This is a genomic window from Sagittula sp. NFXS13 (assembly GCF_040148795.1).
Lineage (GTDB): Bacteria > Pseudomonadota > Alphaproteobacteria > Rhodobacterales > Rhodobacteraceae > Sagittula > Sagittula marina.
In genome coordinates this window covers 32,340-53,078 of sequence record NZ_JAGEMH010000001.1, presented here as the reverse complement: position 1 = coordinate 53,078, position 20,739 = coordinate 32,340, and the positions used below count along the sequence as shown (strand labels likewise).

Genomic DNA, 20,739 nt, shown 5'->3' with positions numbered 1-20,739 from the left:
GCGGGGCACCCGCGCGGTGCCCCGCAGACGCATGAGGAAAGGCCTCGCATGCTTCTTACCATCGATAACCTGTCAAAGACCTTCCCAGGCACCGTCGCGCTCGACAGCGTCCGTTTCGACCTAAAAGCGGGCGAGGTGCACGCCCTGCTGGGCGAGAATGGTGCCGGGAAATCCACGCTAATAAAGTGCCTGACCGGCGTCCACGCCCGAGACAGCGGCGACGTCAGGCTTCACGGTGAACCGGTGTCGCCGGGGTCCACGCTGGAGGCGCAGGAACTCGGGATTGGCACGGTCTATCAGGAAGTTAACCTGCTGCCGAACCTCACGGTGGCCGAGAACCTGACGTTCGGCCGCCAGCCGACGCGGTTCGGCATGGTCTCCGTCCGTCGGATGCGGGAGGATGCGAAAGAGATGCTGGCGGGCTTCGGGCTCGACCATGTCAACGTCTCGCGCGAACTTGGCGCCTATTCGGTCGCGGTCCAGCAGCTCATAGCCATCGCCCGCGCCGTCGCACTTTCAGGCAAGGTGCTGATCCTTGACGAACCCACTGCGAGCCTTGATGCCCGCGAGACCGAGATGCTGTTCGAAGTTGTGCGGCGGCTGCGCGAACGCGGGCTGGGAATTGTCTTCATCTCGCATTTCCTCGACCAGGTCTTCGATCTTTCCGACCGCCTGACCGTCCTGCGCAACGGGAAACACATCGTGACGGCAGAGACTGCCGGGATGGACCGCCTGGGCCTGATCCACCACATGCTTGGCCATGAACTGGATAAAGCAGAGGATCGCAGGACAACCCGATCCATCCGCAATGAACGGTTGCGCTTCAAAGGCCTTGGCCGACGCGGCAAGATCGAGCCCTTCGACCTGACCGTGCGCGAGGGCGAGGTCATCGGGCTCGCCGGACTGCTGGGATCCGGCCGTACGGAAACCGCAGACATCCTCTTCGGGCGAACGCCAGCCGACCGCGGAGAGGCCACCGACCCCGATGGCACCATCGACCTGAGCAACCCGCGCGCGGCCATTGCCAGCGGCTTTGGCTACGCGCCCGAGGACCGCAAGACCGACGGCATCATCGCCGACCTTTCGATCCGCGAGAATATCGCGCTGGCCCTGCAGGCCCGACGTGGCTGGGCAAAGCCGATCCCACGCGGCGAGCAGCGCGCGCTGGCCGATGACTACATACGCCGCCTCGACATCCGAACCTCCGACGCCGAAAAGGCCGTCGGAGATTTGTCCGGGGGGAACCAGCAGAAGGTCGTTCTGGCGCGCTGGCTCGCGATGAACCCGCGGTTCCTGATCCTTGACGAACCCACCCGGGGGATCGACGTCGGCGCCCATGCCGAGATCCTCAAGTTGATCAGCGGGCTGACCGACCGAGGCATGTCGATCCTGATGGTCTCGTCCGAGTTCGACGAACTCATCGCCGCGTCTGACCGTGTGATTGTCCTGCGCGACAGACGCCATGTCTCGGAACTCGTCGGAGACGAGATCGAGACCAGCCGCATCATCGCGGCCATCGCCGCCCACGACGCCGAAGGAGCCGCGCTTTGATCCAGAAGCTTCGCCGCCTTGCCCCACAACTGCTGACGCTCGCCGCCGTGGTTGCACTGGTCTCCATCTTCTTCCCGAGCTTTCTCGCCGTGGAAATCGCCGACGGCCGCTTTGTCGGCAGCGCCGTCGATGTGCTGAAACGAGGCGCGCCGGTTGCGGTGCTTGCCGTCGGCATGACCCTGGTGATCGCGACGCGGGGCATCGACCTCAGCGTCGGCGCCGTCATGGCGATCTGCGGCGCTGCCTCGGCCTGGGCGATCTCGAACGATTATGGCCTGGCCGCGGCGCTCGCGGTCGGGCTTGGCGCAGGCCTGCTCTGCGGCCTTTGGAACGGAATTCTCGTCTCCATCTTCGCAATTCAGCCGATCGTCGCGACGCTGATCCTCATGGTGGCCGGGCGCGGTGCGGCGCAGATGATCACCGAGGGTCGGATCCTGACATTCAGCCACGAGGGGCTGGCCTTTCTCGGAGCGGGCGACATCTTGGGCATTCCCACGCCCATCGTGATCTGGGCCATCACCGGGCTTGCCTTCGGGCTTCTGGTGCGCCGTACCGCGCTGGGGCTGCTGATCGAAGCCATCGGCATCAACCGGTCAGCCAGTGCCCTCGCCGGTGTGAACGCGAAGGTCCTTCTGATTGCGGTCTATGTCGCGTCCGGTCTCTGCGCCGCCATCGCAGGCATTATCGTCACCGCCGACATCCGTGGCGCGGACGCCAACAACGCCGGTCTCTGGCTCGAGCTGGACGCGATTCTCGCCGTTGTGATCGGCGGCACTTCACTGTTGGGAGGGCGGTTCTCCATCGCCGCCTCGCTGCTGGGCGCGCTCATCATCCAGACCATAGACACCGGAATCCTGCTGGCCGGCTTCCCGTCAGAGTTCAACCTCGTCATCAAGGCAGGGATCGTCGTCATTATCCTTGTCCTGCAATCGCCACGCCTGAGCCCGCATCTGTCGCGGATGGGCCGGCGCAAATCCACAGCTTTGGTCGAAGGCACCAGAGAGGCCGCCGAATGAATTCCAGGGTCCTACCGCTTTATGCGACCATTGCCATCTTTCTGGTCGCCTATCTGATCTGCTACCTACAGTTCCCGGCCATGCTGTCGACCCGGGTGATCGGCAACCTGTTGACCGACAACGCCTACCTTGGCCTGGTCGGTGTCGGCATGACAGTCGTTATCCTGTCGGGCGGGATTGACCTGTCAGTCGGATCGGTCATTGCCTTCGCAGGGGTTTTCATCGCGGTAATGCTGCGCGACACAGGCCTGCATCCGCTGGCGGTCTTCGCCCTGCTGCTCGCCGTCACGAGCGCCTTCGGCGCGGCGATGGGTGGGCTGATCCACGGCCTCGCGATGCCCCCGTTCATTGTGACGCTTGCGGGGATGTTTCTCGCCCGGGGCGCCAGCTACATGCTGACCATCGAAAGCGTCCCGATTGACCACGCGTTTTATGACGTCCTGCGCAGCTACTACCGGATGCCGGGCGGCGGGCGGCTGACACTTATTGGCGTGACGATGTTGCTGGCCGTGGTGGTCGGCATCATCCTCGCGCACCGCACGCGCTTTGGCACGGCCGTCTTTGCGATTGGTGGCGGCGCGCAGACCGCCCGGCTCATGGGGGTCGCCGTTGGGCGCACGACCGTTCTGATCTACGCTTTTTCCGGCTTCATGGCAGGGCTTTCTGGCATCGTGTTCTCGATTTATACTGGATCGGGCTACCCGCTCGCCACCGTAGGAACCGAGCTCACGGCCATCGCCACCGTCGTCATCGGCGGCACGATCCTGACCGGCGGGTCGGGCTACGTCTTCGGGACGCTCGTGGGCGTGCTGACCATGGGACTGATCCAGACTTACATCGTCTTCGACGGTTCGCTGTCCAGCTGGTGGACAAAAATCGTCATCGGGGTCCTTTTGCTTCTATTCATCTTGCTGCAAAAGGGCCTTCTCATCCTCGGACAGCGACAACGCAGTAAAATGACCTGACATGAAGCAACTCCTCGACACCACGAAACTCGGCACGCGGACTGGCGGGGGAAACCACGGGCGGGTCGTGGAGGGCATCGGACGGGCCATCGTCAGTGGCGACTTGGCCGAGGGCGAGTTGTTGCCGCGGGACGAGGTTCTGATCGAGCAATTCGGCGTCTCGCGAACCGTGTTGCGCGAGGCCATGAAGACATTGGCGGCGAAAGGCATGGTCGTGGCCAAGGCCCGTGTCGGCACCCGCGTGCGGCCAAGCAGGGAGTGGAACATGTTCGACGCCCAGCTTCTGCACTGGCACATGGACGGCGAGCCCAGTGACGATTTCTACCGGCAGCTGTTTGAAATGCGCCTCGCCTTTGAACCCTTTGCCGCCCGCCTCGCCGCGCAGAAAGCCACGGCGACCGATCTGGAACGCCTCGACGCCTGCGTCGCGGCGATGCGGAGCGCCAAAGATCAAGCCGGGTTTTCGGTTTCCGACATGGATTTCCACCGGGCCATCTTCGACGCTGCCGGCAACGCCTTCTTTCAGTCGGTTGTATCGTTGGTCGGTGCGGCGCTGCTGTCGCTCCTTCGACGCTCGTCCCCGGAGCCACGGCCCGAGCAGCTCAAGCAAATCTGCGACGGGCATCAGTTGATCGCGGACGCGATAGCCGCGCGGGACCCATCGGCCGCTCAGAACGCGATGATTGCGGTGATTGACGTCGGTTGGTCCAGGGTCTTTGGTGACACAGCAGGCCCGCCCCGCCCGCAGCGCTAATCAACGGGCTTTGCGCGTTGGCTCCCATCGATCAAATCCGGGCCGTGGATCGGCAGCCTGCTGAGTGCCGATGCCGCGTGCACGCCGCGCTCTTGGCAAGATGAACCTGTCGAGGCTGATATACCTGATAGCTTGGATGACACCTTCGCCAATGCCTATCGTGGTGTTTCACTGGTCAGTCTCAAGCACACCACGCCATCCGCAGGACGGCACGTCCCTGATCAGCGCGCGAACGTCGTACCCTGTAAGGATTTCGAGCAGTTCCGGGGGTGCATTGATACCGTCGAGCGCTTCTTGCCAGTAGGTGAGCGCAAAGCGCGCCCGGTACGGACATGGTCGGTGTTAGAGCCGATCAAAGGTGACCTCTGCATCAGGAACGGCTCGCTGAGAAATCTGAAATGACAGGCCGTGGCCATGCGCAGTCAGGCTGGCTTTGGCGGATCTTGAAACGGCTGCTTAGTTGTCATCCCTGCCATGGGCGCGCACAGGCCTACGCAGTTGCTTTCCACTGTGTAAGGTAAACTGCGCATAAGTTTCCGGGAGACTGGATAACAAAAAACGGCGGCCAACAAGCGGCCGCCGAATTTCTCATTTCCTTTCTGGTTCCACCTCAACCGGTCCAGTTCACCGCCTGCGCGTAAACTAGAAATACAGTAGCAATGCCGATCCATACCCCAAAAAGCGGTAGGAAGAACCGGATCCAGCGGTCCCACGACACGCCTGCCAATGCCAGCGTAGCCATGAAATAGCCGGACGTGGGGAAGAAGATGTTCGAGAGGCCATCGCCCAGCTGGTAGGCCAGCACGGCATTCTGGCGGGTGACCCCGATCAGATCCGAAACCGGCGCCATGATCGGCATGGTCACCAGCGCCTGCCCGCTGCCTGACGGCACCACGAAGTTAAAGCCGAGCTGAGAGACGAACATCCCCACTGCCGAGACCGAGCTTGGGAGATCGCCGACCAAGTTTCCCAAGCCATGCACCAGCGTGTCCATGACCTGACCTTGTTCCAGCATCACGGCCACAGCCCGCGCGAGGCCAACGATGATCGCGCCCATCAGCACGTCGCGGAAGCCTTCGTTGAAGGCGTCGCAGATCTTGCCCGGGGTCAGCCCGGCAATCAACCCGACGGTCACGCCCATCAGCACGAACAGGCCCGCCATTTCCATCATGAACCAGCCACGGGTCAGCACGCCCCATATCATCACACCAAAGAACATGAGCGCAGCAAGTCCGGCCCAGGCCTGACGGCTGGTAAAGCGCATTGCCGGCGCATCGAGATCATGCACGTAGGCTTTGCGCTTGGCGGCTTCCTTGGGATCATTTGCCAGCAGGCTGGTGTCAGGGTTTTTCTGGACCCGCAGAGCATAGCGCATCAGATAGGCAATCCCGGCCACCAGCAGACAAATGAACAAGACAGACCGCAGTCCGGCGCCGGAATAAAGCGGCAGCTCAGCGATGGTTTGCCCCAGCCCGGTGTTGATCGGGTTGAGTATCCCGGCAGTAAAGCCCGCTGTGGTCGCCAGAAGCGCGGTGCCGACTGCCGTGATCGAGTCGAACCGCAGCGCGATCATCAACGGCAAGATGACCGGCACGTAGACCAGGGCCAGCTCCTGGGTGCCAATCAGCGTCGCCACCACGGCAAAGATCACCATCAGCGCAGGGATCATCATCACGCGACGCGATGCAAAGCGCCGCGTCAGCTTGTCCACCACCACATCGATCATTCCGGTGCGGCGGATCACCATGAACATGCCACCGATGATGAATGTGAAGAACACCACAGTTGACGCATTCACCAACCCCTGAGGGACGGCCAGCATGAACTGTTCCCAGCCTATCGGGCTGGCGTCGACATAACGGAAGGAGTCCGGATCGACGGCACTCCGTCCGTTTGACAAGGTCACACGGTCGTAGAGCCCGGCCGGCACGAAGTGCGTCGCCAGCGCGGCCAGTGCCGTAAATACGAATAGGATCACGTAGATATGCGGCATTCGGATCCCCGCCTCCTGCGCGTCCGCTTCAATCTCCTGTCGCTGTGTTGACATGCGTTCCCCCCTTGGCGCCACATTTACGTGGCCTGATGACATCCCATGTAACATGTTACGTATTATGCTATGCATCGTACAATCAGGGATTCCCAAAAGCATCTGCTTGGATTATTTGAAAGACTTCCTGATTTTTTTGATATTCAAGGGATTGGGTATGGCAGACGAGACCGGATCAAGGCAAGAACTGCAGGCAGACAAGGCGTTTGCGGCGCTTCTGGTCGCTTTGGGGCAAGGTACTCTCAGGGCCAATGAGTTTATTTCCATGCCCAAACTCGCTGAATTGCTCGAGTTTCCGATTGCCGCCACCCGGGAAGCCATCAAGCGGGCAGAGACGCAATCATTGGTCAGCATTCTGCCCAAGCGCGGCATCGTGGTGATGGACGCCAGCCCGGAACTGACCCGCTCCTGCCTGGACATGCGGGCCTTGCTGGACAAAGAGGGCGCTTGCCGTCTGATCCGTGCAGGTGTGCCGTTGCCGCTCAACAGTCTTCGCGGAGCGCATGAAACGATGCTTCAGCTCGCGCAATCCGATCGCAGCCCGGATCTGCCTGCGCAGGCGCTCAAGACAGATCTAAGCTTGCATGACATGCTGGCGAGCGGGCTGGACAATCCCTTTTTGCGCAGCGTCTATGACGCTAACCGGAACCGCCTTTCAGTAATTCAGACCGCCCGCGCCTTTCTCGTTGACCGCATTGTCAGCGCGATGGAGGAACACCTCGCCATCATAGCGGCCCTGCGCGCGCACGACGTGGATCAAGTGAGCAAGGCAATCGACCACCACTGCCGTCAGACAATGCGCTGGTGGGGAGTCGACGGCGGCTGAAAGCTTTGCCTGTCGCAACGATAGAAGCGCGTTTGGGAGATCTCGCGCACCGCCAAAGTTCAGCCGTCGCCGGGGCGCGCAATCGCAGCGCATGCCGGGTCTGCTGCAGCGGTGCACAATCCTGACGGGGCTGAATGACGGCTCAGCGGATGGCGTTCCGTTTGCTGGTGTAGCTCACGATGGGCGTCTCGCTTACGGCCAGCGCGATCTGGTCAGTCGCATTGGGCGACAGGCATGCCAAGATGGCGCTCGTTGGATACTTAAACCGTTGCCACAATCCGCGCTGCCGACACTCAGCAGGGCGCTGGAAGAGCCTCGCCGCATCCGAACGGACACTCGCTTGAGCGGGCGCAGGAGGGCGACACAAAAGCGCGAAAGGCCCAAGGCAAACGAACCTGTTTTCCATGAGTAGCAGACCAATCCCCTTGGACCGCATGTCTGCTTTTGCGACCTTCACGACATTAATCATCTGCAATCTGCTGCGCACGCACTTCCGAAGATCTTCACTTCTCGCTTGGAGGAAAAGGTTGCCTTGCTATCCGTGGCATGTGCCGTGGAGCAATTGAGCGAGACAACCAGCAGCATCGGCGCGGACCCTAAAAACCTGTCGTGGGAGCACTGCGACGGCGACACCTGGTTGCTAAAAAGCCGCGTCGTTTTACGCATACTGCCTTGAAAGCGGTCAATTGTGCTTGGACTTATCCGACGCGGAAGGCATAGAACGCAGAGCATCTTGATCGTACTCACAGAAAGAGGACGCAGCATGAAAATCCTCGGGCGAATCGCCTCCGTCATCTGCGCGATCAACGCCGCGGTCGGGACAATCCTGTCTTGGCTGTCGGTGGGGATCGTGCTCGTCTGCTTCACCGTGGTGGTGCAGCGCTATGTCTTTGCCGTCAGCCATGTCTGGATGCAGGATCTCTACATCTGGATGAACGGCGCCATGTTCACCGGTGTAGCTGGCTTTGCCCTGCTGCGCGACAACCACGTGCGGGTCGACATCTTTTATCGCCCGGCCACGCCGCGAAAGAAGGCGGTAATCGATCTGGTGGGGGTGCTGCTGTTTCTCATGCCCGCCATGTACGTGGTCTGGATTTACGCCCTGCCCTTCGTCCAACGCTCCTGGCGCTACGGCGAAGGCTCCGCCAATGTCGGCGGCATGCCCGCTCTCTTTGTGCTGAAGACCTTCATCCTGGCCTTCGCGGTGCTGATCGCCCTGCAGGGGCTGGCGATGATCCTGCGCTCGATCCTGATGCTTGCGGACCGTGAAGACCTGGTGCCCGCCCGCATCCGCTATACACGCGCCGAAGATCCCACCCATCCCACGGAGGCCGTCTGATGGATCCCGTCCTGATCGGAGAACTTCTTTCCGGCCTCATGTTCGTCGGCATCATCGGCTTTCTGCTGATGGGCTTTCCGGTGGCCTTCACCCTGGCCGGCACCTCGCTGCTCTTCGGCGCGATCGGCATGTATTTCGGCGTCTTCGACCCGTCGAACTTCGGCTCCCTCCCGAACCGCTACATCGGCTACATGACCAACGAGGTTCTGGTCGCCGTGCCGCTCTTTGTCTTTATGGGGGTGATGCTGGAACGGTCGCAGATCGCCGAACAGCTCCTGCTGACCATGGGCAAGCTTTTCGGCAACATGCGCGGCGGTCTTGCGATTTCCGTGGTGATCGTGGGCGCGATGCTTGCGGCCTCCACCGGTGTCGTGGGGGCCACGGTGGTCACCATGGGCCTGATCTCCCTTCCGGCGATGATGCGTGCGGGCTACAAGCCGACGCTGGCCACCGGCGCGATCTGCGCCTCCGGCACGCTGGGCCAGATCATCCCGCCGTCGACGGTGCTGATCTTCATGGGCGACATGCTTTCGGGCATCAACGCACAGGTGCAGATGGCCAAGGGGAACTTCGCCCCGACGCCGGTGTCGGTGGGTGATCTCTTTGCCGGGGCGATGTTGCCGGGCTTCCTGTTGGTGCTGCTGTATATCGGTTACATCATCTTCAAGGCGATCGTCGATCCCGAGAGCTGCCCCGCGACCCCTGTCCCTCCGGAGGAAAAGGCCGGGCTGAAGCGCGAGATCTTCACCGCGCTGCTGCCGCCGCTGCTTTTGATCCTGGCGGTTCTGGGCTCGATCCTCGGCGGCATCGCCACGCCAACCGAAGCAGCCTCTGTCGGTGCCGTGGGCGCGACCCTGCTGGCCGCCCTGCGCTGGAGGCTTTCATGGAAGATTCTGCACGAGACTGCGGTCCAGACCGCCGCAATCACCAGCATGGTCTTCATCATCCTGTTCGGTGCCGCGGTCTTCTCGGTGGTCTTCCGGATGATGGGCGGTGACAATCTGGTGCACGAGTTCCTGACCGCCCTGCCCGGCGGTCCGCTGATGGCAGTCGCTGTCGTGATGGCAATCATGTTCGTGCTGGGTTTCATCCTCGACACTTTCGAGATCATCTTCATCGTGATCCCGATCACCGCGCCGATCCTGCTGGCGATGGACATCAACCCGGTCTGGCTGGGCGTCATGGTGGGGGTGAACCTGCAGACATCCTTCCTGACGCCGCCCTTCGGGTTCGCGCTGTTCTACCTGCGCGGCGTGGCGCCCGACAACGTGCCGACCTCGGCCATCTACCGCGGCATCCTGCCCTTCGTCCTGTTGCAGATCCTGGCCATCGCGCTGCTCTTCGCCTTCCCGGGCGTGGTCACTTGGCTGCCCTCATTGATCGCGGGCTAGCGCCCGGATCGGTGCGCTGTATTTCGCTGGCAAAACAAAAAGGCCCGGACATTGTCCGGGCCTTTTGCAGATCTGGAACAGGCCAGATGTTCAGAGCGTGAAATACTTAGCGCGGGCCTGAATGAAGTTCAGGTCGTTGCCCTCGGTCCGGGTGCGCATCACGTTCAGGGATTCGATGAAATGCTCCGTAACCTTGCGGGTCATCTCATCACCGCTGTCGCGCAGCTCGCCGATGATCTCCATCGAGGCCTGTGCACCGGCTTCCAGGATCTCGTCCGGAAACTGACGCACCTGCACGCCGTGCTCTTCGACAAGGGTCTTCAGGGCGCGCGGGTCGTTCGCAACGAAGTCGGCAGAGACGGTGTCATACTCGGCCTGGCAGACATCGCGCACGATCGCCTGCAGGTCGTCGGGCAAGGCCTGGTACTTTGCCTTGTCGACCACCAGCTCGGTGGCGAGGCCCGGTTCCACGAAGGAGGGGAAGTAGTAGTTCTTCGCCACCTGGTAGAAGCCGAGGGCCAGATCATTGTAGGGACCGACGAATTCGGCCGCGTCCAGCGCGCCCGACTGCAGCGCCTGGAAGATCTCGCCAGCGGCCATGTTGGTCACGGTAGCGCCCAGCTTTTCCCAGACGCGGCCGCCCAGGCCCGGTGTGCGGAAGCGCACGCCCTTCAGGCTGTCGAGACCGGTGAGCTCCTCGCGGAACCAGCCACCCGCCTGGGTGCCGGTGTTGCCGGACAGGAAGCCCTGGACACCGAACTGGTCATAGACCTCATCCCAGAGCTGCTGGCCGCCCATGTGCTGCACCCAGGCCGCCAGTTCGCCCGCGGTCATGCCGTAGGGCACACCGGTGAAGTAGGACAGGGCCGTGGACTTGTTCTGCCAGTAGTAGGCAGCGCCATGGCTCATCTCGGCGGTGCCGTCGATCACGGCATCCAGTGACTGAAGCGGCGGCACCATCTCGCCGGCAGCGTAGACCTGCACGGTCAAACGTCCGCCTGAAGCAGCGGTGATCCGGTCGGCCAGGCGCTGTGCGCCGACACCGAGGCCGGGAAAATTCTTCGGCCAGGTGGTGACCATGCGCCAGGTGATACGGTCCTGGGCGACGGCGGGGCTGGCCAGGGCGGCAGCCCCGGCACCGGCGCCCGCCAGGGCGCCACGGCGGATGAAAGAACGACGATCCATGTTTCCTCCCACGGGGGTCTTTTATGTTGGTGCTGCGGGGACCGACGTTTCGGCCCCTCACGTGTCGCATCAATACAGTACATGCAGGGACAGTCTAGGCTCAGGACCCATCGATTTCGCTCGGCGGGCAGGATTCAGCGTTTGAAAACGAGCGCTGTCGTGTCTGATATCTTCGGGCTGAGAGGTCCGCAGATAGCGCGTCTTAACCCGGCTTTTCGAAGTCTCATGGCATGCCGCGTGTCGACGACCGACGCGCGATGATCTGAATTATCTCATTATATACAAATATTTACATAAAGGCATGCGCCGAAAAACCATGGCCCGCCCAAGACTTTCTACAAGCATTGGATGCGACGGAGCGTCTTGGGCATCTTCGCGCAGAAGCTGACCGAGCTGGCGGCCGAGCACGTCGTGAAGAAGACTGGTGTGATTGAAGCGATTTACTTGAAGGCGTGTCGCACGCGTCCAGCCTTGGGCCATCCGATCAACGTCTTCGGGCCAGCCGGGAAAGTCAGCGATTTCATCGGCGCGCAGGCTGTTCAGTCGCCAACTGAAGGTCGACTGGTTGCTCGGCGACCGAAGCTGCGACGTAAATTTGCTCCCGAAAGCGATGCCAGGAAAAGGCCGTTTCATTGACAATATTTTCATCGAGAGGCTATGGCGCACCCTGAACCAAGAGTGCGTCTACATGCATGCCTTGGAGACAGGATCGGAGACCAAGGCGGCCATCCAGAGGTGATCTTCCCCCCCCCGGCAGCGCCCTCACTAAGCCCTCGGTGGCCGGCCACCGGTGCTGATTTATTGGCAGAGAATTTCAAACAATCCGATCAGCAGGTTTAACGAGTAGCTTAATTCACGCCAGATTCTGTTCAAGAGATGGGGAGTAGCTCAAAATGCCCGAAGCGTTCGACCCTTTGCTTAGGCACTCATCTCTCTCGTGTGAGTTAAAACCTTGTCGCAGAGTGCAGACCAGGCCCCAATGTTCGCATCCGCCAGGGACGCCGGCGCAGGTCGATCAACCGTTTGCGCGGGCGAGCGTGCGATGGAAGAAAGCGCATCCTGCCATCCCTCACAGCAGTGGTCAGAGACGACGACATTTCCCCGTGCAGACTGATCCCGCAAACCATCGACCGCTGACATGACGACCACGCGCCCGGCGACATTGGCTTCGATCGCGACCAGGCCGTAAGGCTCCCAACGGGACGGCATGACGATGACATCACACGATCCGTATGCGTCGACAGGATTGGCAGCAAACCCGGCAAATCGAATTCGGGCGTCACCATCGGCAAGGTGTTCCAGATGCCCCCTCTCCTCCCCTTCGCCAAAAAGAGTGAGCGTCAGGTGAGGATCGTCGACAGCCCGGAAGGCGCGGATCAGAATATCGAACCCTTTCTGCTGGTCGAACCGGCCAATGGCACCGAAATGGAGAATTGGGCCGAGGGGAGCGGCAACAGTTGCGAGCTCTCCCAGGTCCGTCATCGGTGTGATGACGTCAAGCATATGCCTGCGAACGAGGTCGTTGCGCGTCATCCAGGCGGCCTGAGCCTCACTGACAGCAACAACGCGATCGAAAAGTGCGTAAGCGGTGCGCAGGAGGCGATGAAACCGGCCGCGTGCTGTAACGTTGATCGCTGCGAAGGCTTCGGAATAGCTATGCTCGACATGCACGATCGGCACTCCGGAATACCGTGCGCGCAGGGCGATCAGACCGGGAAGACCGGACCAGTTGACCGAGAGGTGCGAGACGATCATGTCGACGTCATCGGGCACCCCCGAGGGGCGGTTGCGCGGCACCACCACGACCTGATGTTCCAGATGCGTCGTCAGCGCATGTGTATCCCGAAGGAAGGCAAGGTATCGGGTCACGCCACCAGCGGTGGTGTCGTCTACAAGGTGAGCGATCTTGATCATTGGGAAACTCCTTTGCGGTCAGGCGAGCCGGCGCCCACTGGCGCGCGCGATACGTTGCAGGATGTTCGGGCCGAGAGCGGAGAGCACCAGTGCGGCGCCCGTGGTTGTTCCGGTCTTGATAGGGTCTCGCAGAAGCGCCGCGGGGGACGCGGCCCAAGCGGACCTCAGGCGGGTCAAAGCTTCGGCGCCCTTGCCCGAGCTGATCGCCCGGCGAGCAAGGTATCGGTTCTGAAGCGCGCGCGCGGCGGGGGCGTGGCTATGGAAGAAACCGGGCGAGATCGCAGAAAGCTTGTCGACAAGACGCTCCCAGCTGGCGAACTGCCGGTCGGTTGCTGCCGACAGGGCCCCTGCGACGATCCGATAGCGTGTCAGCAGTCCGGGCACACCTTCGATGGTCCAGTCGGTCGTCAGGCTTAGGCGCAACCAGCACTCGATGTCCTCGGACTGGCGGAACCTCTCGTCGAAAAACCAATCCCGCGCAGCTTCTCCCGACGGGCGGAAGGCGATGGCATCCAGGGCGTCCCGACGCATGACCGCACTGGATCCATTGCCGACCGGATTGAACAGGAAGACATGCTTTGCGGTGATACGCTTGAGGCGCGGCCTTTGGGCCAGCCCGAGCGGCGCCCCATTGGCGTCGATAAGCTCGGACCCGGAAAAGCTGAGCCCCACCTGCGGGTTGGCATCCAGATGCCGGACATGTGTGGCCAGCTTGGTCGGACGCCAGAGGTCGTCGCTGTCACAGAACCCGATGTAGTCACCTTTGGCGTGATAGATCCCGGTGTTCCGTGCCCCGGCGAGGCCCCGGTTCGGTTGCTGGACGAGCCGCACCCGCTTGTCACCGAAACTCCGTACGATCGCGACCGTGCGATCGGATGACCCGTCATCGACGACGACAATTTCGAAGTCGGTGAAACTCTGCGCCAAAAGGCTGCGAAGGGTTTCACCGATCGTCTCGGCGACGTTATAGGCGGGAACGATGATGGAAGCCTTGGGCATGTTACACTCCGCTCAGTTAGAGAAAAGACTGCGGCGCAAGCGGCGCGGCATAATGGGTGCGGCAAGGGCGGCCATGAAGGTCAATCCGCCGCGTTTTATGTCCGTAAAGAAGCCGACAGGGCTGGTCGCCACACCCGCTAGCGCCATCCGCAGGGATTGCAGAGGCGGCGCATCCGTTCGCAAAGCGCGTCTGGCAATATAGCGCAGGTGGATGGCTTCGGACCGACGGTCGACAGGGAAACCCATGCGCGCTGCAGTTGCCAAGGCAGTCTCCCTCCCGATACGCATCGCGTCGAGGTTAGCCGACAGACCTGTCGGCGAGGTCCGGTAGTTCACCAGAATTTCATCCAGCCCCAAGAACCGGCCTCCGGAGCCGGTCACTCTGATCAGCCATTCCAGATCTTCGTTGTGCACCATGCTCACATCGAACCCGCCACTTTCCATGAAAGTCCGTCGAGTGACCGCGACATTGGACATCGTGCAGACCGGGTTTTCGCCCAGCAGTGTCTGGACCGACAGAGGACCGTCGCAGACCTGCGAAGTCGACCGCGATCCTTTGCCGTCAAAGAAGGCGACACGGGCATAGACGCCGTCCACATCGGGCCGGGCAAAGGTCTGATACATCAGCGCCAGCTTTTGCGGGTACCAAAGATCATCCGCGTCGCAAAACGCGATCACCTTTCCACGAGACCGCATCGCGGCATGGTTCCGCGCAGAGCTTGGCCCCTGGCCTGAGTTGCGCATCACCTTGAAGCGCGAATCTTTTGCGGTGCGGGCCACAGCCAGCGCCCATGTCGCGTCTGCCGACCCGTCGTCGATTATGAGAGCTTCCCAATCGACGAATGTCTGCGATGCAATGCTATCGAGCGTGTCATTGAGCGTTTCGGCGGCGTTGAAGCACGGGATGACAATCGAGAAATACGGCATATCAAACGACCTTTGCAGAGGTGTAGGACGGGTAGGCGATACGGAGGATAGGAAGCGCGGCCAACATTTGTCCGACCGTCGCAATGCACAGATAGCCCCAGGCGACCGCGACAAGTCCCTGAGGGGCAAGCAGCGCGGTGTTCAGGATCAGTGCGATCGTGATCGCTGCGGTGACGGCAAATTCGCGCTGCGGACGGTTCCTGACCCGCAAGAACTGCGCGGAGGCCGACCAGATGACGCCGGGGATCGCCGCCAGACACAGGATTGAGACCACATCGGCCAGATGTGCCCAGTCTGCCCCGAACAGGATCGGCACGTAAACCGGTGCGGCAAGGGCTTGCAGCAACACGACAGGTGCGATGACCGTGACCGACAGCGCGAGCGCGCGGCGCAGGGCAGGCAATGGGTCCGATGCGGCACAAAGGTGGGGAAACAGCGCCACCGACAGGGCTTGTGAGAAGGAGTTGGACAGACCGAGCCCGGCGTTGAAAGCCATGAAATAGAGACCGAGTGCCTCGGGGCCCATCAGAAGACCGATGACAATCTTGTCAGCCTGAAGGCGCATGACCTTGACCAGCTCAACGGCAAGCACGGCCCACCCATAGTCCACAAAGGGGCGAAGGGGCGCGGCAGAAACAGTCGCATCTTGGCGCCAGTTTTGAAGGCGGCGCATCGCGATCAGCCAGATCGGGGCGGCCAGAAGACGGGGGAGCACAAGCGCAACCGGCCCGGGGGCAATGAAGGCCAGTATCGCGGTCGCGACGTTCGCGCCCACCACCTGACCGCCTGCAATCGCAGCCGTCTGGCGCATCTTTCCGGCCCGCATGGCCAGGGCGCATTGCACCAGTCCCGCCGGCATGAACAGGTATTCGCCTGCGAGGATCGCAATCAACACGAAATAAAGGGCGTTGCCGGTCATGAACCAGACCGCAAAGCCAGCGATCAGCTGGATCGCACACAGCCCGAGACACCAGTGCCAGAAGATCGAATGCGCCCTGCGGCAGGTGGCCGCCAGGTCTTCGTCGCGCGCAGCTATGATCCGCTGGCCGACGCCGTTCTCTGTCAGCGCCTTGAGGATGTCGGCTGCGGCAAGCGCCCCGGCCGCGACACCGATTGCCGCGGCATCCATAGTGCGGGCGACCGCCACGACCACGACCAGCCGGGACGCTTTTGCCGCCATCTCGGACAGGCAGTAGGCGGCAAGACTGTGGGCAAAACTGCCCTTGTGGCTGGTTCGGGACATGACGGTCACTCCTGTTGCGCCCGGACTGGGGTGCGGACTTGGGCGCCCTTTTGTTTTAGCTCGGTAAAACAACATGCGCCCGCGCCCCGCGGGACAGTGCAGCGGCGCAACGGTTCAGGAACATATCCATTCGGATGGAGGGGCAACCCGATCGCAATCATGGACGGATCGACACATGACGGGTTAGTCTCTCAGACAAGAATAATGCAGAATGCTGGAGCAGATCTTGTCGATGATCGGGTTGAAATCAGGGGCCAGCAGCTTGGCCCTCATGGTCCTCGTGGCCTGCTCTGCCCCGCAGAAAGCCGCCAACCTTGAGCCGGTTTCGAGCGGCACAGCCTATCAGGCGCAATATCGGGATATCGATGTCAGCCGGACTGCGGCAGCATTTTTAACGTCCCCGTCGATGAATGCTGCGAAGTGCCGGCCCGCGATCGGCGGCGACCGCAATCAGAAGTTCGGGTCCGGTGCGCCGTCGTCTTTGCGGGGCGAATTGCTCTCGCGCGGGGACCTGGTGGCATTCCGGCTGCCAGAAGACGAAACGTTCTCGGGCGACTATGTGGTCTCGCGCGACGGGACGATCAAACTGCCGTACATCAATCCGATTTCCGCGGCTGGCCGAAGTCCGTCCCAGGTTGCCGCGTCGATCAAGCAAGCCCTGCTGAACGACGGTCACTATGACGACGTTCCGCTGATCTCTCTCCTCGTGAAGGACTTTGCTCCGGTCCGGGTTGCCGTGTCAGGCGCCGTCTTTGAGGTCAGGCCAACAGACATCGGGGGCATTCAGGGCGATATGGTAGACGGCCGTCGGCAGGCCGCCCTTGGTGCCTCGACCGAGAACCGCAATCTCTCGGCTGCGATCCGTAATGCTGGCGGGGTCCGTCCCGATGCGGATCTGTCCGCCGTCCGGCTGACCCGCGCCGGGCGCAACTACACAATTGATCTGCGCGGTGTGATACGCGGCGAAAATTTCGACGATGTCATGCTGATCACCGGCGACGAAGTCCACATCCCGTCACGCCAGTGCTTTCAAGACGACCTGATGAAGCCAAGCCCCATAAGCCCGCCCGGCATCTCGCTTTACCTCTCGAACCTGACCCAGCCCGCGACCGGGAATGCGCCGTCGGCCATCGGCCAGACGGTGCGCGAAGTGCCCTATGGCACGCGCTTCATGCAGGCCGTGGTGGATGCCAACTGTGTCGGCGGCGCCCGCGCAACCAGCGCGGACCGGTCTGCGGCTCTTTTCTCTCGCAATCCAATCACGCAGGTGTCTGCCGTGATAGAACGCAAGGTCGAGGTCATGCGCGCCCGCGCGGATCGCGATGACTATGACCCCTACCTTCTGCCAGGCGATGCGATCGCCTGCTATGACAGTGGGATCACCAATATTGCCGAGATCGGCCGTGTTCTGGGCGTCGTCGGGGCCGTTACGCTGATCCCGTGACGCTGGTTTCAATCTCGGCTCAGGTCTGAAATCTGCATCCGTGTCTCCTGCCAGAGAGGCGCTAGTGCGGCCAGCCTCTCCGGTGCGATATCTTCGCCTCGCTTCAACATTGTCTCTATCTCGGCCAGCGCGGCCCGCAACCCGCTGGCGCCGAAGGTGCCGCAGTTTCCGGCGCAGGCATGAACCTGGGCCTTCAAGGCGTCTCTCGACAGGTCGTCCGAGACGATGGACTGGATTGTCTCGTCCGTTTCGACAAGGAAACGCGCGAGGATTTCGTCCCGTTCGACGCTGGGTAGTCCAGCCAGGAGTGTGCTCAGTTGATGTCCGTCAAGTCGCGTATCAGGGGAACCTGAGTGGCTCGGGGCAGACAGCGGTGTCGCGCCTTCCGTGATCACGGCCAAGACCGAGAGCAGCGCCGCGCGGTCGAGCGGTTTACTGACAGTGGTCGTCATGCCGGCGGCACTGAATTCTTCAACCTCTTCGGGCAAGGCATGAGCGGTGACTGCGATGATAGGGCAATCCGCGGACGGGCCACCGCCTGCCCGGATCCTTCGGGTCGCTTCAATGCCATCCATGACCGGCATGGAGATATCCATCAAGATCGCGTCGAAAGCCCGGTTGTTGGCCCATTCGACACCCGCCTGACCATCAACGGCTTCGACAACCCTGTGACCATCGGCCTCCAACATTTGTCGCGCGACGAAACGGTTCATTTCGTTGTCTTCCACGAGCAGCAGATCCAGCTTGCGACGTGGGGCCACCAACTGGTTGAACTCGAAGAGAGGTTGGACAGAAACCGGACCCGCGGCAGCGATGGGAATTCGCAACCAAAAGAGCGACCCATCCCCGAACTCGCTTTCGGCCCCGATTTCGCCCCCCATGAGGCTGGTCAGGCGCTTGGCGATGCCCAGCCCCAGTCCGGTCCCGCCGGCCTGACGGGCATAGGTGGAATCCAACGTCTCGAAATCGTTGAATATGCGGCTCAGGTCTTCTTCTTTGATCCCGATCCCGGTGTCCGTCACCCGAAACTCCAGGCTTTCGCCGTCTGGCAGGCATTCCACCTCGATCTCGACCTCGCCGCCTTTCGTGAACTTGATCGCATTGCCCACGAGGTTCAGCAGGACCTGCCTCAGGCGTCTGGCATCGCCCACAGCCGCGTCATGCTGCTGTCCGAGCCAGTGCCACGACAGGGTGTTTCCGTTGGCTTCCGCCAGGGGTGCGGCCGTTTCGACAACGCCGTCCAGAACCCCGCTGACCATGAAATTCTGTCGTGTCGCCTCCATCTTGCCGGCTTCGAACTTCGATAGATCGAGCACGTCATCCACAAGTCCAAGCAAAAGCCGCCCGGACCCTTCCATCCTGTCCAACAGGTCCGTCTGGCGTTCATTGAGGCTATGGTCGCGCAGCAATTGCATCGACCCCAGCAGGCCGTTGAGCGGAGTGCGCATCTCGTGGCTCATGATCGCGAGGAACTCAGCCTTTGCACGCTCACCGGCCAGCGCGCGATCGCGGGCGATGGTCAGATTGGTCTCGGCCTCTTTCCTGTCCGAAATGTCCCTTAGGAAAAGCACCAATCGAGTTCCGTTCGGTTCCGCTGCGACTGACAGCTCTGCCGCGAAACGACGGCCATTCCGGTCCACGGCCACTGTCTCGAAATGTCTGGCCATCGCGCCGGGTGTATCGTTGCTTCGCAAACAGGAGAGCGGCCCGGAAATCAGGTCGGAGCGGCCTTCTTCGGGAAAGAGATTTGAGACCACCTCGGCCCCGATCGCCTCTCGCGCAGGGCAACCGAACAATGCCTCTGCTTCGGGGTTGAAGTCCAGAATGGCTCCGGCACGGTTGGTCACGACAATCGCATCCGGCGCGGCCCCTACGATCATGCGCGTCCGCTCGCTCGCGTTGACCACGTCATCGGCGCGGGATTCGGCCAGACGGTGCAGCCGCGACAGCAGGTAGGCAAACAGGATAAGCCCGCCAAAGATCAGTCCAAGCACGACAGCGAGGGCCGCGAGTGTGCCGACCAGACCCGCGCGCCGGGCGTCCGAGGCTTCGGCAAACCCGAACAAGCCGGCCAGCGACATAGACCGCACGTCTGCAAGAACCGTTGAGGCTTCGGCCCCAAGCCGAGGCAGAGCCTGTGTCAGTTCCGCATCCGGGGCATCAATCACATCGACCGCGCGGTCCAGAAAGGCGGTTACGTTTTCAAGGTGCTGCGTGAACTCCGGGTCGTCGCGCACATCCTGATAGACCATGCCTCTGTCGAGGGTCGAAATCCGACTGTAAAAGATATTGAACCTGCGCCGAATACGGGAAAGGTCACCGGTCTCCCCATCCGCCTGCGCAATTGCCAGCTGGAACCGGGCGAATTCGACATCGGCCTGAGAGAGGCTCCACTGCACGTTGTCCGAGTTGGCGCGCGAGAGCTGATCGATCTCTCGCAGGATGAAAAGGGCCATGCCCGCAACAAGGGCTGCACAAAGGACAAAAGCGGCGACAGCCGATCCTGTCCGGAACCGCGTTCGCCGCTTTTCTCGCGCTCTGTCGGGGGCAAGCCCAAGGGGTGGGGTCATAGGTGTCTCACTCAAGAACTTTGATACGGTCGAGTTGCCAAATGCTTCGCGAATAGATCACTTCGCTCTGGTATGCGTCGTTGTCGTCGTAGGGGTAGATGATCCATAGGGGGCCCTTGTCACGCACCGACATGGGCGCGCCGTTCTGATGATAGGCGATGATCGGGCCGGTTTCGACCCAGTCAGACGACGGGATCTCGACGGCGTAGTCGTTGATGGCCATCGCGCTCAGACTGCTGCCTTCGGCGCCGAGGCGGTCCATGAGATCTGACAGCAGCACTCCGGTGAATGTCTGAACGCCGTCTGTCCAGATCGTTTCCGTTTCGTAGGTCACCGTATTCATCGAGGTCAGCATGTCGAGGTCGAAAACGGCTGCATCGTCCCGGTTGGTGGTGGCGATCTCGCCTGTGACGGTGAGGATGACCTCGCTCGCAGGATCGCCTAGGCCCGCCGCAAAAGCGCCCGGCGAAAGGGCCGCCAGGGCCACGGCGGCCAGGGATGTCTGAAATCTGGGAAAGCGCATCTCATTCTCCTGCGATGTGTTGTTTCATAAATACAGTCTTTTTTC

At 61.7% G+C, this 20,739-nt stretch carries 18 protein-coding genes and 1 pseudogene; 11 read left to right on the top strand and 8 right to left on the bottom strand.

The window, feature by feature from the left end; genetic code table 11:
- Positions 1 to 48 precede the first annotated feature (48 nt).
- The 5 genes from J4E08_RS00250 to J4E08_RS00230 all read left to right on the top strand — a co-directional run bounded on the left by J4E08_RS00250 (position 49) and on the right by J4E08_RS00230 (position 4,688).
- A complete protein-coding gene (locus J4E08_RS00250; protein WP_349536801.1) occupies positions 49 to 1,551 on the top strand; it encodes a sugar ABC transporter ATP-binding protein in 1,503 nt (500 codons plus the stop codon).
- Positions 1,548 to 2,567, top strand: a complete 1,020-nt coding sequence (locus J4E08_RS00245) for an ABC transporter permease (RefSeq protein ID WP_183965619.1) — start codon at positions 1,548 to 1,550, stop codon at positions 2,565 to 2,567. Before J4E08_RS00250 ends, J4E08_RS00245 begins: the two co-directional genes overlap by 4 nt.
- Complete coding sequence (gene yjfF, locus J4E08_RS00240) at positions 2,564 to 3,532, top strand: galactofuranose ABC transporter, permease protein YjfF (protein ID WP_183965622.1); 969 nt, start codon at positions 2,564 to 2,566, stop codon at positions 3,530 to 3,532. Before J4E08_RS00245 ends, yjfF begins: the two co-directional genes overlap by 4 nt.
- Position 3,533: 1 nt before the next feature.
- On the top strand, positions 3,534 to 4,286 hold the full coding sequence (locus J4E08_RS00235; RefSeq protein WP_349536800.1) for a FadR/GntR family transcriptional regulator: 753 nt from the start codon (positions 3,534 to 3,536) through the stop codon (positions 4,284 to 4,286).
- Between the two features lie 132 nt (positions 4,287 to 4,418).
- Positions 4,419 to 4,688: a hypothetical protein gene (locus tag J4E08_RS00230; RefSeq protein WP_349536799.1), complete on the top strand. Its 270-nt coding sequence runs from the start codon at positions 4,419 to 4,421 to the stop codon at positions 4,686 to 4,688.
- Positions 4,689 to 4,896: 208 nt separating this feature from the next.
- Here the strand turns inward: J4E08_RS00230 and J4E08_RS00225 are convergent, their stop codons facing one another.
- Positions 4,897 to 6,333: a YfcC family protein gene (locus tag J4E08_RS00225; protein WP_349536798.1), complete on the bottom strand. Its 1,437-nt coding sequence runs from the start codon at positions 6,331 to 6,333 to the stop codon at positions 4,897 to 4,899.
- A gap of 52 nt (positions 6,334 to 6,385) precedes the next feature.
- Between J4E08_RS00225 and J4E08_RS00220 the strand changes: the two genes are divergently transcribed.
- The 3 genes from J4E08_RS00220 to J4E08_RS00210 all read left to right on the top strand — a co-directional run bounded on the left by J4E08_RS00220 (position 6,386) and on the right by J4E08_RS00210 (position 9,889).
- On the top strand, positions 6,386 to 7,159 hold the full coding sequence (locus tag J4E08_RS00220) for a GntR family transcriptional regulator (protein ID WP_349536797.1): 774 nt from the start codon (positions 6,386 to 6,388) through the stop codon (positions 7,157 to 7,159).
- A gap of 763 nt (positions 7,160 to 7,922) precedes the next feature.
- Entirely contained in the window at positions 7,923 to 8,498 is a 576-nt protein-coding gene (locus tag J4E08_RS00215) for a TRAP transporter small permease subunit (protein WP_349536796.1), read from the top strand.
- On the top strand, positions 8,498 to 9,889 hold the full coding sequence (locus tag J4E08_RS00210) for a TRAP transporter large permease (RefSeq protein WP_183965632.1): 1,392 nt from the start codon (positions 8,498 to 8,500) through the stop codon (positions 9,887 to 9,889). The genes J4E08_RS00215 and J4E08_RS00210 overlap by 1 nt, the downstream gene beginning before the upstream one ends.
- A 90-nt stretch (positions 9,890 to 9,979) precedes the next feature.
- On the opposite strand, the gene J4E08_RS00205 is transcribed toward J4E08_RS00210, so the two are convergent.
- A complete protein-coding gene (locus J4E08_RS00205; RefSeq protein ID WP_349536795.1) occupies positions 9,980 to 11,074 on the bottom strand; it encodes a TRAP transporter substrate-binding protein in 1,095 nt (364 codons plus the stop codon).
- A 363-nt stretch (positions 11,075 to 11,437) separates the two neighbouring features.
- Here J4E08_RS00205 and J4E08_RS00200 point away from each other — a divergent pair, with 363 nt between their 5' ends.
- Positions 11,438 to 11,710: a hypothetical protein gene (locus J4E08_RS00200; RefSeq protein ID WP_349536793.1), complete on the top strand. Its 273-nt coding sequence runs from the start codon at positions 11,438 to 11,440 to the stop codon at positions 11,708 to 11,710.
- Positions 11,682 to 11,810, top strand: a pseudogene (locus J4E08_RS00195) (IS3 family transposase); the annotation flags it as partial. The gene J4E08_RS00200 and the pseudogene J4E08_RS00195, both read left to right, overlap by 29 nt.
- A 182-nt stretch (positions 11,811 to 11,992) precedes the next feature.
- Here the strand turns inward: J4E08_RS00195 and J4E08_RS00190 are convergent.
- Genes J4E08_RS00190 through J4E08_RS00175 form a run of 4 tightly spaced genes read right to left on the bottom strand, consistent with a single transcriptional unit; the run spans position 11,993 to position 16,157 of the window.
- Positions 11,993 to 12,988 carry a glycosyltransferase gene (locus J4E08_RS00190; protein ID WP_349536792.1) on the bottom strand — a complete coding sequence of 332 codons (996 nt, stop codon included), beginning with the start codon at positions 12,986 to 12,988 and terminating at the stop codon, positions 11,993 to 11,995.
- A gap of 18 nt (positions 12,989 to 13,006) precedes the next feature.
- Complete coding sequence (locus tag J4E08_RS00185; protein WP_349536791.1) at positions 13,007 to 13,987, bottom strand: glycosyltransferase family 2 protein; 981 nt, start codon at positions 13,985 to 13,987, stop codon at positions 13,007 to 13,009.
- A 12-nt stretch (positions 13,988 to 13,999) separates the two neighbouring features.
- A complete protein-coding gene (locus tag J4E08_RS00180) occupies positions 14,000 to 14,914 on the bottom strand; it encodes a glycosyltransferase family 2 protein (protein WP_349536790.1) in 915 nt (304 codons plus the stop codon).
- Between the two features lies 1 nt (position 14,915).
- The gene (locus J4E08_RS00175) at positions 14,916 to 16,157 is read right to left on the bottom strand and encodes an oligosaccharide flippase family protein (protein WP_349536789.1); all 1,242 of its coding nucleotides are present in this window, start codon (positions 16,155 to 16,157) and stop codon (positions 14,916 to 14,918) included.
- 211 nt (positions 16,158 to 16,368) lie between these two features.
- Here J4E08_RS00175 and J4E08_RS00170 point away from each other — a divergent pair, with 211 nt between their 5' ends.
- Positions 16,369 to 17,601 (top strand): polysaccharide biosynthesis/export family protein, encoded by a 1,233-nt coding sequence (locus J4E08_RS00170; RefSeq protein ID WP_349536788.1) that lies wholly within the window; start codon positions 16,369 to 16,371, stop codon positions 17,599 to 17,601.
- Positions 17,602 to 17,609: 8 nt separating this feature from the next.
- Here J4E08_RS00170 and J4E08_RS00165 read toward each other — a convergent pair whose 3' ends face one another.
- Together J4E08_RS00165 and J4E08_RS00160 are read right to left on the bottom strand one after the other, a co-directional pair.
- On the bottom strand, positions 17,610 to 20,057 hold the full coding sequence (locus J4E08_RS00165) for a hybrid sensor histidine kinase/response regulator (RefSeq protein WP_349536786.1): 2,448 nt from the start codon (positions 20,055 to 20,057) through the stop codon (positions 17,610 to 17,612).
- Between the two features lie 121 nt (positions 20,058 to 20,178).
- Entirely contained in the window at positions 20,179 to 20,694 is a 516-nt protein-coding gene (locus J4E08_RS00160) for a putative pterin-binding protein (protein ID WP_349536785.1), read from the bottom strand.
- Positions 20,695 to 20,739 lie beyond the last annotated feature (45 nt).

Bases quoted from the DNA above. Each gene is read 5' to 3' on its own strand.
- yjfF (WP_183965622.1), top strand. From the start codon at position 2,564: ATGAATTCCAGGGTCCTACCGCTTTATGCGACCATTGCCATCTTTCTG.
- J4E08_RS00250 (WP_349536801.1), top strand. From the start codon at position 49: ATGCTTCTTACCATCGATAACCTGTCAAAGACCTTCCCAGGCACCGTC.
- J4E08_RS00225 (WP_349536798.1), bottom strand. From the start codon at position 6,333: ATGTCAACACAGCGACAGGAGATTGAAGCGGACGCGCAGGAGGCGGGG.
- J4E08_RS00165 (WP_349536786.1), bottom strand. From the start codon at position 20,057: ATGGCCCTTTTCATCCTGCGAGAGATCGATCAGCTCTCGCGCGCCAAC.
- J4E08_RS00160 (WP_349536785.1), bottom strand. From the start codon at position 20,694: ATGCGCTTTCCCAGATTTCAGACATCCCTGGCCGCCGTGGCCCTGGCG.
- J4E08_RS00210 (WP_183965632.1), top strand. From the start codon at position 8,498: ATGGATCCCGTCCTGATCGGAGAACTTCTTTCCGGCCTCATGTTCGTC.
- J4E08_RS00170 (WP_349536788.1), top strand. From the start codon at position 16,369: ATGCTGGAGCAGATCTTGTCGATGATCGGGTTGAAATCAGGGGCCAGC.
- J4E08_RS00235 (WP_349536800.1), top strand. From the start codon at position 3,534: ATGAAGCAACTCCTCGACACCACGAAACTCGGCACGCGGACTGGCGGG.
- J4E08_RS00205 (WP_349536795.1), bottom strand. From the start codon at position 11,074: ATGGATCGTCGTTCTTTCATCCGCCGTGGCGCCCTGGCGGGCGCCGGT.
- J4E08_RS00180 (WP_349536790.1), bottom strand. From the start codon at position 14,914: ATGCCGTATTTCTCGATTGTCATCCCGTGCTTCAACGCCGCCGAAACG.
- J4E08_RS00185 (WP_349536791.1), bottom strand. From the start codon at position 13,987: ATGCCCAAGGCTTCCATCATCGTTCCCGCCTATAACGTCGCCGAGACG.
- J4E08_RS00220 (WP_349536797.1), top strand. From the start codon at position 6,386: ATGTTACGTATTATGCTATGCATCGTACAATCAGGGATTCCCAAAAGC.
- J4E08_RS00190 (WP_349536792.1), bottom strand. From the start codon at position 12,988: ATGATCAAGATCGCTCACCTTGTAGACGACACCACCGCTGGTGGCGTG.
- J4E08_RS00215 (WP_349536796.1), top strand. From the start codon at position 7,923: ATGAAAATCCTCGGGCGAATCGCCTCCGTCATCTGCGCGATCAACGCC.
- J4E08_RS00175 (WP_349536789.1), bottom strand. From the start codon at position 16,157: ATGTCCCGAACCAGCCACAAGGGCAGTTTTGCCCACAGTCTTGCCGCC.